This window comes from Nostoc sp. (assembly GCF_036917515.1).
Classification (GTDB): domain Bacteria; phylum Cyanobacteriota; class Cyanobacteriia; order Cyanobacteriales; family Nostocaceae; genus Nostoc.
Genome location: NZ_JBALDE010000204.1, coordinates 1 through 10,504 on the forward strand (window position 1 = coordinate 1; position 10,504 = coordinate 10,504).

General features: G+C 42.0%; 10 protein-coding genes and 1 pseudogene. 6 read left to right on the top strand and 5 right to left on the bottom strand.

Annotated features, from left to right (window positions below; genetic code table 11):
• Window positions 1–275 precede the first annotated feature (275 nt).
• A complete protein-coding gene (locus tag V7K89_RS27030) occupies window positions 276–1,283 on the bottom strand; it encodes an aldo/keto reductase (RefSeq protein WP_335192718.1) in 1,008 nt (335 codons plus the stop codon).
• 292 nt (window positions 1,284–1,575) lie between these two features.
• Complete coding sequence (locus V7K89_RS27035) at window positions 1,576–1,881, bottom strand: RNA recognition motif domain-containing protein (RefSeq protein WP_335192719.1); 306 nt, start codon at window positions 1,879–1,881, stop codon at window positions 1,576–1,578.
• Between the two features lie 404 nt (window positions 1,882–2,285).
• Between V7K89_RS27035 and ilvA the strand changes: the two genes are divergently transcribed.
• A complete protein-coding gene (gene ilvA / locus V7K89_RS27040) occupies window positions 2,286–3,797 on the top strand; it encodes a threonine ammonia-lyase, biosynthetic (protein ID WP_335192721.1) in 1,512 nt (503 codons plus the stop codon).
• Window positions 3,798–3,888: 91 nt separating this feature from the next.
• Here the strand turns inward: ilvA and V7K89_RS27045 are convergent, their stop codons facing one another.
• Together V7K89_RS27045 and V7K89_RS27050 are read right to left on the bottom strand one after the other, a co-directional pair.
• A complete protein-coding gene (locus V7K89_RS27045; RefSeq protein ID WP_335192723.1) occupies window positions 3,889–4,929 on the bottom strand; it encodes a hypothetical protein in 1,041 nt (346 codons plus the stop codon).
• 10 nt (window positions 4,930–4,939) lie between these two features.
• A complete protein-coding gene (locus V7K89_RS27050; RefSeq protein ID WP_335192726.1) occupies window positions 4,940–5,185 on the bottom strand; it encodes a hypothetical protein in 246 nt (81 codons plus the stop codon).
• A 247-nt stretch (window positions 5,186–5,432) separates the two neighbouring features.
• Between V7K89_RS27050 and V7K89_RS27055 the strand changes: the two genes are divergently transcribed.
• Window positions 5,433–5,636: a hypothetical protein gene (locus V7K89_RS27055; RefSeq protein ID WP_335192728.1), complete on the top strand. Its 204-nt coding sequence runs from the start codon at window positions 5,433–5,435 to the stop codon at window positions 5,634–5,636.
• A gap of 153 nt (window positions 5,637–5,789) precedes the next feature.
• Here the strand turns inward: V7K89_RS27055 and V7K89_RS27060 are convergent, their stop codons facing one another.
• Entirely contained in the window at window positions 5,790–7,304 is a 1,515-nt protein-coding gene (locus V7K89_RS27060) for a TonB family protein (RefSeq protein WP_335192730.1), read from the bottom strand.
• Window positions 7,305–7,662: 358 nt separating this feature from the next.
• Here V7K89_RS27060 and V7K89_RS27065 point away from each other — a divergent pair, with 358 nt between their 5' ends.
• From V7K89_RS27065 to V7K89_RS27080, 4 genes and pseudogenes are all read left to right on the top strand, one after another.
• Entirely contained in the window at window positions 7,663–8,331 is a 669-nt protein-coding gene (locus V7K89_RS27065) for a MotA/TolQ/ExbB proton channel family protein (protein WP_335192732.1), read from the top strand.
• Entirely contained in the window at window positions 8,318–8,722 is a 405-nt protein-coding gene (locus V7K89_RS27070) for an ExbD/TolR family protein (protein WP_335192735.1), read from the top strand. Before V7K89_RS27065 ends, V7K89_RS27070 begins: the two co-directional genes overlap by 14 nt.
• A gap of 542 nt (window positions 8,723–9,264) precedes the next feature.
• Window positions 9,265–9,917 (top strand): annotated as a pseudogene (locus tag V7K89_RS27075) (MotA/TolQ/ExbB proton channel family protein).
• The gene (locus V7K89_RS27080) at window positions 9,901–10,305 is read left to right on the top strand and encodes an ExbD/TolR family protein (RefSeq protein ID WP_335192737.1); all 405 of its coding nucleotides are present in this window, start codon (window positions 9,901–9,903) and stop codon (window positions 10,303–10,305) included. Before V7K89_RS27075 ends, V7K89_RS27080 begins: the two are co-directional and overlap by 17 nt.
• Window positions 10,306–10,504 lie beyond the last annotated feature (199 nt).

Genomic DNA, 10,504 nt, shown 5'->3' on the forward strand with positions numbered 1-10,504 from the left:
TCCGAGACTTTTATTTATATTGCGATGATACGTATTATGCTTCGACGACTCGCATGAGTTTTTACTTTCTTGGACTTTTAAAACATCCTCTTAAAAGCTAGTACAGATGAAGTCTCTAATAATAATACTCAAACTGCATAATATCATCGTTAGACTCTTAACAAAAGTCTTGATTTGACAGCGCTTTTCAAATAATTGAACTACACTATTCCCATATCAGTCGTGGTCAAAACACCTGTTTGCAATGATTCATATTCTAATTCAGCGACCTTGAATCACTTAGTTTGAAAGATATTTTGTACCATTTTTTTGTCTGTATTCGCCGCCGCCTGATCCAACTCTGCAATTTCACCAGCGTCTAATTGCCAACCCAACGCACCAAGATTCTCCTTTGCTTGTTCCACGCTCTTTGCTCCAGGGATAGGAATAGTTCCTTTACAGATGCACCAATTAATTGCTACCTGTGACATAGTTTTGTTTCTGAACTGTGCCACCTCTTGCAAACATTCTAAAAGCGATTTGCCAGCAGAAGCCGCTTCGCCTCTACGTATTCCTGATAATATTTGCTTAAATAACAGACCTCGAATACCTTTAGGCAAAGGACCTTGCTCAGAGTATTTTCCTGTCAGTAGTCCCAAAGCTAGAGGGCTGTAGGCAATCAATTTAATGTTCAACTGATCGCAAACGTCTTTAAGCTTGAGTTGAGTGACAGGATATGTAGACAACAGAGAATATTGAACTTGCAGAGTTGTAATTGGAACACCTCGTTGGGCGAATTTTTTCTGCACTCGCACAAGCCGTTTTGGCCCATAATTGGATAATCCCACGCCCTTGACCAGTCTTTGCTCATACAAATCTGCAAGACCATCTAAAAGTCCTTCTTCTTGCCAAGGAGCATAGTTTGCTGTTGACCAATGTATCTGTACCAAGTCAACATTTTTTCCCAGACGTTGGGCAGATGACTGGCAAGCCCTTACTATTGATTTACGTGTCCATCTCCACGGATAAGCAGCAAGCTTAGTTGCAATACAAATATTTTCTTTGCCAGAACCTAGATATTCTCGGTTGAATCGTCCCAGAAGTGACTCACTGCGACCATTCAATCTCCCAGTTCCGTAAGAATCACCTGTATCAAATAAAGTTACACCGTTGCTTACACAAAGGTTAAACACCGCTTGCAACTGCTCATCCATACTTTCGTCATATCCCCAAAGCAGTTGGTTGCCCCAAGCCCAAGTGCCGCAGCCCATGCTTGGGAGTGAGAGTTTTTGGAGAGTCTGCATCTTTGCTGTTTGTAGATTGCCTTATTAATTATCAGGCATATATAGCAGTCCGAAATCATTCATCGGAGAAAGGCAGACTGCTTGTCTGCCCTCAAGACTTTAGAGGTTGTTTAAAAAGTGGTTGGCTGTGATTTTAATCACCCCCCTTAATCCCCCCTTGTAAAAGGGGAAACCGAAAAACCGAGTTCCCTCCCCTCTACAAGGGGAGGGTTAGGGTGGGGTAAAAAATATTTGATACATCAATCATGACTTTTCAAACATCCTCTTAGAGTTAAATTTTTGGTTTTAGTCTTCAATAACGACCACCACCACCACCGCCATAGTTTCCTCGTCTACCACCAGAGGAACCGCCGTCTGTCTTGGGTTTGGCTTTATTAACTTTTAAGACTCGACCCATCCATTCAGCACTATCAAGGGCATCAATTGCCGCTTGTTCTTGTGCGTCTGATTCCAATTCCACAAAGCCGAAACCTCTCATCCGACCTGTTTCTCGGTCGGTAGGCAATTGAACATTTTTGACTGTTCCATATTCTGCAAAGACTTGCCGGAGGTCATCTTCTTTAACCTGATAAGATAGATTGCCGACGTAAATTGACATAGAATGTCTCCAGAATCAGAGGATGTAGAGATTTAGATCCGGAGAGGTCTGTAATACAAGTATATATAAAAACAAACTGTACAGCCGAATTTCTATCTTCCACGCATACTTTAACATAAATTGAGAAGTTATGTTATTAAGCAAAAGTATACTTAATCTGTCGCTCTAAACACTCGAATAGTTGGCAACACTCGTTTCAAATCAACCTACCAGCGATCGCATGAAATTTGCAGTGAGCAAAAAATTTCCATAACTGAATTTATTTCTCTTCAAAAAATATTAATTAGTAATTTTTAAATTTTATTCAATCAAAATTTCCAGAGAGGGCAATTCAATAAAAGCAGTGCGATCGCTTGTAACGTAAAATTAATTTCCATCCAGCATTTGCTAACAGCTTGACGCCCATGTTTTGCGACTACCTCATCCAAATCCTCACTGCCCGTGTGTATGATGTTGCCCAGGAAACACCACTAGAGTCTGCTCCAAATTTATCTGCGCGGCTGAATAATCAACTTTTGTTGAAACGTGAGGATATGCAGTCAGTATTTTCTTTTAAACTGCGGGGTGCTTATAACAAGATGGTGCAATTACCAGCAGATATATTGGCACAGGGTGTAATTGCTGCATCTGCGGGAAACCATGCTCAAGGAGTCGCCCTTGCAGCCCAACGCTTGGGAACCAGAGCGATTATCGTCATGCCAATAACCACACCCCAAGTAAAGGTAGATGCAGTGAGAATGAGGGGCGGAGCAGTGGTGTTATATGGAAACACTTATGATGATGCTTATAGCTATGCGCGTGAATTAGAAGTAGAAAAAGGATTGACTTTTATTCATCCCTTTGACGACCCCCATGTAATTGCTGGACAGGGAACAATCGGGATGGAAATTTTACGACAATATCAACAACCCATCCATGCAATTTTTGTGGCAATTGGCGGCGGCGGATTAATTTCTGGGATTGGGGCTTATGTAAAACGGTTGCGTCCGGAAATCAAGATTATTGGTGTTGAACCAGTAGATGCTGATGCCATGTCTCAATCACTTAAAGCCGGACATCGGGTACGCTTGTCCCAAGTAGGGTTATTTGCTGATGGTGTAGCGGTGCGGGAAGTAGGTGAAGAAACCTTCCGTTTATGTCAGCAGTATGTAGATGAAATTATTTTGGTGGGTACAGACGATACTTGTGCTGCGATAAAAGATGTGTTTGAGGATACGCGATCAATTTTAGAACCGGCTGGTGCATTAGCGATCGCAGCTGCCAAAGCCTACGCTGAACGAGAACAAATCGAAGGACAAACCTTAATTGCTGTCGCCTGTGGTGCAAACATGAATTTTGATCGCCTCCGCTTTGTGGCAGAACGCGCAGAGTTGGGCGAACGCCGCGAAGCAATCTTTGCAGTCACAATTCCAGAGCAACGGGGAAGTATTCGCCAGTTTTGTGAATGTATTGGCAACCGTAATCTTACAGAGTTTAATTATCGCATTGCCGACGAAAAAACAGCCCATATTTTTGTCGGCGTACAAATTCAAAACCGTGCTGATGCTGTCAAGATGGTAGAAACCTTTGAAGCTCATGGATTTGAAACCCTTGATTTAACGGATGACGAGCTAACTAAACTACATCTGCGGCACATGGTGGGTGGACATTCTCCCCTAGCTAACAATGAATTGCTCTACCGTTTTGAGTTTCCCGAACGTCCCGGCGCATTGATGAAGTTTGTTACTTCCATGAGTCCCGACTGGAATATTAGTCTTTTTCACTACCGCAATAACGGGGCAGACTACGGACGAATCGTTGTCGGTATCCAGGTTCCCCCCCATGAGATGAAAGATTGGCAAGCTTTTCTCGATCACCTGGGCTATCGCTATTGGGATGAGAATAAGAATCCGGCATACAAGCTGTTTTTGGGATAGGCAAAACTGGGGAAGAGGCAGAGAGGCAGAGGGGAGCAGAGGGGCAGTATAACAATGTCCAATGCCCCATGCCCTATGCCCTATGCCCTATTTAACGAGAATTCCCCTTCAATATCAGATTAGAGTCCCAAGTATAGAAGCCGATTTGATTAGGAACCCTAGAGAATCTACCTGTCCGATAGCCTCTAGATAGTTCATTCAGTACCTTATTTTTGATCTCTCTAATTTGCTGAGAATCTAGTTCTCCATAAATTCCGGCGATCACTTCAGCAACGCTGAAAACTTTACCTGGATTTTCTTCCAATAGAGAGGTGAGGGCATCAATTAAGAATTGACCCTCAAAGGCTTTGAGCATCGGTACTGTTTTTGTCGGGGGTACGAAAGGTTTCTTATTTTTGTTCTTGGTATTCCTAGAAGCACCATTGCGATTACTTGGGGCTACCAAACTTAAATCCAGAGTATAACAACCTGGCTCATCGGGAATAGTTACCCAGTAATTCCTTTCTCTGCCTTGGGTGAGGGAAGATTGCACCCTACCTTTAACTACTTTGAATAGATAGGAATCTAACTCTCCATAGAGCGATCGCACGATAAAATCGATATGACAAACAGTACCTATCTGTTCTTGCAATAGCTGTTTTATGGCTTCCATTCGCGAGATAGCGTGCTGATATTGAGGTAGCATCGGAATTTCCACTACCTTCGTTGAACTATCGTTGTTCTCTGGGGTGGTCTTTGGATCTGTTGATGTCGTTTGAGATTGACTCTCTTTTGTATCAACAGCAGCAGAAAAGGAATCGTCAATTTCAACTCGATCTGAGTCTTTTTGTACTGACTCTAAAGACTCCACCAAGTTGATTTCCTCGATATCATCAAGGGGTGATAAAAACCGCAGTGAACCTTCTGGAGAAAGATTTGAGGTTTCATCAGCCGTCGTTAATCTTGATATCTGCTTGTTGGCATCAGAAAAAGACCAGTTAGACAACAACGCTTCTACATGATCGAGCTGCGATCGCGCCTGCACAAAGAGGCGTTCATACTCTTCTGTAAGGCGAGCATAATAGTCTCGTAATTCCAACAATGGTGAGAGAAAGGTGCCCGGAGGCGGTTCTAATTGTCCATTTTGAGTCATAGGGTTTTAATCAATTTAAATCGATATCACTTTTATAAGACATTGCTCTGGGTTTTGCTTTGTCAGATGCTGGTTGGGATTTTTTAGGTGGTTGGGGAGGGCGACATCTCTCACAATATAAAGGTCGAGGGCCGAAAGTCTCGCGCTTTGTCAGATCGTTACACTCTTTACAGACAAACTGGAAAACACGAGTATGAATCTGTCTTTTGTGCGCCCTGACAGTATATTCCCTAACATCAATGAATTTACTTGCCATAATCAGGAATTGTGAATTGCCGTCGGATCAATGTCTTATCAATATAGCTATTCAAGCAAATCAAACTGCATCAGTGTGTGTTTATGTAGAAGTTTTATTGAAATCAGTGAATCTGACGCCTAGCGTAAAGTGCAGATGAGCAAATAGAAAGTTAGCCATTGACTATATCTCAGCAGATAATTGGCGATCAGCAAACACTACTATGATTCTTTAAACGCAGCGATTTACATGACCTTCATCAGAAAAGTTGGTAGGGGAAAGTGCAAAATTATTTACTTCCACTACTATTAACTGGCAAATCAAGCGATCGCCAGTGTGTCTAATTGCCCATCATAAAATTACTCCACTCCTAACCCTTCTTCATGGTAGAGGGGTAATGCTTAACGAAGCCATTCCTATATATAGCAAGCAAAGTGCTGTTAGCGGTAGCGGGGCGTTTAGCCCGTGCTGAGTATAAAACCCAGTAATTTCAGGGTTTTGAGCAATCACCAATGTCCTAACTGCCGAGAAGGTTGCTATAAAAAACAACCGCCTCCTAAAAACAGAGGAGGCGGTGTGCGATCGCTAATCAAAGTATGATTCCAGTAAGTTTTGTTTTGTCCCTCTACGGCTGACTAGGAGCAGTAGACGGTGCAGCAGGTTGCGATTGACGTTGTTGGCGTAAACCGCGCAAAGAGTCCCGCAACTTGTTCTGGCTAGTGTTATCGTTACCTCTTCGCCGCCGTTGATTTGTGGTTGCTTGTGGCTGTTGTGATGAATTGGTAGTTGCTCGCTCACGCCGGATGCGGCGTAAGGACTCTCTTGCACTGCCTTGAGTGCGAGTTGTCCGAGCTTCAGATGATGAGTTTCTAGCAGGACTTTCCGTTCTTTGAGGTTCCAGTCGCCTACTAAATCCAGATATTGCTGGTCTTGTGGCTCTAGCTTCATTAGATGAGGGTGGTGTCAACTCTCTGCGCCTACGTCTTGGATTTTCTGGTGTGGAGTTGGCAGCAGCTGCTTGTCGGGTTCTCTCTTCTGCTTCTCTTTGTGCCTGCCGTTCTTGAACTTGGCGCGATCGCCGTGAACCTTTGATGGCAAATTCAGTTGCTATAGATACCCCTTGTCTACCACCTTCTGCGGGTTTTAATTTCCACTCACGTGCTTGTCTGGCAGTTTCTTCATCTAATTCGCGGTTTCCACTGGAGCGAGCAACCCGCACATTAGTAACATTGCCTTGTGCATCAGTATCTACAGCTACTTCTACTCTGCCTTCAACTCCTCGCCGTCTTGCTGCCTCTGGATACTTAGCATTACATTCACGGCAAGCTGCACGACCATTAACATTACCATTACCTGAACTATTAATTTGTGGAGGTGCTGGCGCTATTGGCGCTGTTGCTACTGTTGGACGGTTTCCCACTCCATTGCCTATACCACTGCCAATTCCTGAACCTGTACCACTGCCAATTCCTGAACCTCTACCACTGCCAATTCCTGAACCTCTACCACTGCCAATTCCTGAGCCTATACCACTGCCAGAGCCAGAACCAATTCCTGAACCTGTACCACTGCCAGTGCCAGAGCCAATTCCTGTACCTGTACCTGTACCTGAACCTGTACTTAAAGCAACACCAGAGCCAGAACTACCAGAGTTATCTGTCAGGACTGAACTTCCACCGCCGCCGCCGCCACCACCACCACCGCCGCTTTGAGGAGCAATACTTTTTACAGGGACTTCTGGCTTAGGAGCAATTTCCCTATTTGTTGGTGGTGGGTTTTGAATAGTTTGTTTTGGTTGTTGTGGAACTGGCTGAATTTTTGGCCTTTCAATCAATTCTTGTACTGGTTTTTGTACTGGTAGAGTTTCTATAGACTGTTTTTGAACAATTTTTGGTTCTTTTTTGGGTTCTTCTGGAATTTTTTCAACTGGTTTTTCTGGTTCTGGAGTCGAAGCTTCAACGATCGCCACCTCTATTGGTTCTTCTTCTCCCGTGGGCACTCTTGTCAAATAATTAACTATGCCTGAGGATAGTACGCCGATATGCAGCGCCAGTGAACCTATCAGACTGTAAGTCAGAAAAGACTTGAGAGCCTCAACTTCTTTGGAACGTTGCTCGACAGTAGTGCCGGAAAAGCTCATAGCTATTGCTACCTATTCTCACTAATTTAGTCATATTAGAATGCATGGTTGCAAATATCAAGTAAAATTTAAAATTATTTTGGGCAGTGTTATAAACAGCATACTTAACAAGAAAAATATCTTTGTTTGAAACATACTACACATACTGTTGATTATGATGATTTCTAGATAAAATTAATTGTATTCTGTATTAATTAAATTAATTTATGTAACATAAAAAAATGTTAAATAAAAATAATAAGAATTATATTTGAAAAAATTACCATTATATTTTAAACTTTCTTGAGAAAAAGTTTCATTTTTGCGCTTGATTCTGGTAGTCTGATTTTGTATTGTTGATGACGTTTAGAGGCACTACATGGGAATTCAGCATTTATTTGAAGCAGGCGGTGTGGTCATGTTCCCTCTGCTGGCGTTTTCGGTGTTTGCAGGGGCACTAATGATTGAGCGGGCGAAGTTTTGGATACAGATTGGTAAGCGTCAAAACCGGGTAGTGCGAGAGGTTTTTAATCTTTATCGACTTGATAATCTCGTTAGTGCTGTGGATAAGCTGCAAAAAAATGTAGATTTACCCATAGCACGCATTTTTTTGGCTGGACTACAGCTAGAAAGACCGACTCCAGAAAAATTTCGTTTGGCTTTGAAAAGCGAGGCACAAGCAGAAATACCTTCGCTCAAGCGGTTTCAAGCTGTATTTGACACCATTATCGGTTTAGCGCCTCTGTTGGGACTTCTTGGCACAATTTTAGGATTAATTCGCTCATTTGCTGGACTAAATGTTGGTGATGTCGGAGCTACTAAAACTGGTGCAGTCACTGCTGGTATTAGTGAAGCTTTAATTGCTACCGCTACAGGATTGATTGTAGCTATCTTCGTGCTTTTAGGAGCCAGCATCTTCCGGGGACTATACCAGCGACAGATAACAATGATTCAAGAGTACGGCGGACAGCTAGAAATACTGTTCCTTGATCGCTACGAACAACATAACCGCTACGAACAACAGGAGAAGTCCTATGGATCTAGATGATAATGAACCAGATTTACAACCATTTATAAATGTAGTACCTCTGATTGATGTAATGTTTGCCCTTTTGACATTTTTTATTATGTCAACGCTGTTTTTAACACGCTCAGAAGGGTTGCCAGTAAATCTACCGAAGGCAGCAACGGCGAAGGAACAGCAAATTCCCACTAAAGTTACCATCACGGTAGATGAAAAAGGTCAAGTAAGCCTAAATCGCGATCCAATAGCAGTTAATGATTTAGCAGCGCGAGTGCGGACTTTAGTTGGTTCTAAGCCAGATACATTGGTAATTATTAATGCCGACCAAAAAGTCTTGCATGGTGAAATAGTGGGAATAATGGATCAAGTACGTCAGGTGAAGGGTGCAAGGCTAGCGATCGCTACCCAAAGATAATAAGTATAAATACTGTTTATCTCAATATTTCAAGATGTTTTGACCCAGGCTAACATCTTTCCATCCATTAAAATCGCCTGCTTCAAATTCACCAACCATTTTAACAACACTAACAGCCAGAATTAACATAACTCTATATTCTGGCTCTTAACTGCAAACTCTTTCTTGTCTAATAATTATTAGTATGAATGAAATAAAAAGTGGTTGCTGTCAAATATTTATAATTAGAAAGCGGCTCCTGTCATGCTTGTATAATTTTTAGAGATATGAAATAATGCCAGTCGCTACACTTCTTCCCGATCAAGACGCTGCGCAAACAGGAATGCTGAGAGCTAACAAGTCTGGAAACTAGCTTAAACCAATAGCTACCCTTGATGTTGAACGATTTTTTCTAAAAAAATGTGACGCTTGGGTAAATCAAAATTACGATAATTTGATTTGAAAAAATTCTCATTATATTCTAAACTTTATTGATAAAAAGTTTCAGCTTTTCTCTAGATTTTGGTAGTTTTACTGTGTATTGTTGATCACGTTTTAAAAACATGGGAATTCAGAATTTATTTGCAGCAGGTGGTATTGTCATGTGGCCCCTGTTGGCGTTTTCAGTAGTAGGTGTGGCACTGATCGTCGAGCGGATTAGGTTTTGGGTAAGAATCAATCAACGTCAAAACCGGGTGGTGCGAGATGTTTTGAATCTCTATCGTCTCGATAACATTGTCGGTGCAATGGATAAACTTCAGAAAAACGCAGATTTGCCACTCCCTCGGATTTTTCTGGCGGCTTTAGAATTAGAAGAGCCAAACCCGGAGGAGTTTCGTTTGGCATTAGAAAGCGAATCACAGGCTGAAATACCTGTGTTAAAACGTTTCCAAAACCTTTTCGAGACAATTATTAGTCTGGCACCACTGTTAGGTCTTCTTGGTACAGTATTAGGATTGATAGCTTCTTTTGCCTCTCTAAACCTTGGTGATGTGGGAGGTAGCAAAACGGCAAGTGTTACCGCTGGTATTAGTGAGGCTCTAGTATCAACAGCATCAGGATTAATAGTTGCTATATTCATACTCATGTTTGCCAATACCTTTCGGGGATTGTACCAACGGCAAATTGCACTAATTCAGGAGTATGGGGGACAGCTAGAATTACTTTACCGCCGTCGCTATGAACGAGGATAAAAACTTATGCGTCTACCAGATGAACCAGAGCTTCCGCTACAGATCAACATCGTGCCGATGATTGACGTGATTTTTGCAATTTTGACATTTTTCATTATGTCAACTTTGTTTTTAACACGTTCCGAAGGTTTGCCAGTAAATTTACCGAAGGCCGCTACAGCTAAACAACAGCAAGTTCCTACTAAAATTACCATTACGGTAGATGAAAAAGAACAGGTAAGCCTAAACCGTAAACCAATTGCAGTTGATGATTTGACAGCGCAAGTGCGGACTTTAGTTGGTTCTAACCCAGAAGTATTAGTGGTTATTAATGCTGATGAAAAAGTTGATTATGGCCGAGTGGTGGCGGTGATGGATCGGGTACGTCAGGTTCCGGGGGCTAAATTAGCGATCGCTACCCAAAGAAAATAAAAAGATATATTGGGCATCAGAAGTTCAAAGAGTCAGAAAAATTCTATATTCTGACTTTTAACTCCTTCTTGTCTATTAGATATCTCCAGTAATCTATTATGCGATTACTTATACCAATTCTCTAAAATTGGACTACAGATGAGAGAATAAGAATAAACCAGATGAAGGATGAACAATGTCAGGGATATATCAGCTAGAA

Excerpts from the sequence above, each read along its gene's own strand:
- V7K89_RS27065 (WP_335192732.1), top strand. The coding sequence starts at position 7,663 with ATGGGAATTCAGCATTTATTTGAAGCAGGCGGTGTGGTCATGTTCCCT.
- V7K89_RS27030 (WP_335192718.1), bottom strand. The coding sequence starts at position 1,283 with ATGCAGACTCTCCAAAAACTCTCACTCCCAAGCATGGGCTGCGGCACT.
- ilvA (WP_335192721.1), top strand. The coding sequence starts at position 2,286 with ATGTTTTGCGACTACCTCATCCAAATCCTCACTGCCCGTGTGTATGAT.
- V7K89_RS27060 (WP_335192730.1), bottom strand. The coding sequence starts at position 7,304 with ATGAGCTTTTCCGGCACTACTGTCGAGCAACGTTCCAAAGAAGTTGAG.
- V7K89_RS27045 (WP_335192723.1), bottom strand. The coding sequence starts at position 4,929 with ATGACTCAAAATGGACAATTAGAACCGCCTCCGGGCACCTTTCTCTCA.
- V7K89_RS27070 (WP_335192735.1), top strand. The coding sequence starts at position 8,318 with ATGGATCTAGATGATAATGAACCAGATTTACAACCATTTATAAATGTA.
- V7K89_RS27080 (WP_335192737.1), top strand. The coding sequence starts at position 9,901 with ATGCGTCTACCAGATGAACCAGAGCTTCCGCTACAGATCAACATCGTG.
- V7K89_RS27050 (WP_335192726.1), bottom strand. The coding sequence starts at position 5,185 with ATGGCAAGTAAATTCATTGATGTTAGGGAATATACTGTCAGGGCGCAC.
- V7K89_RS27035 (WP_335192719.1), bottom strand. The coding sequence starts at position 1,881 with ATGTCAATTTACGTCGGCAATCTATCTTATCAGGTTAAAGAAGATGAC.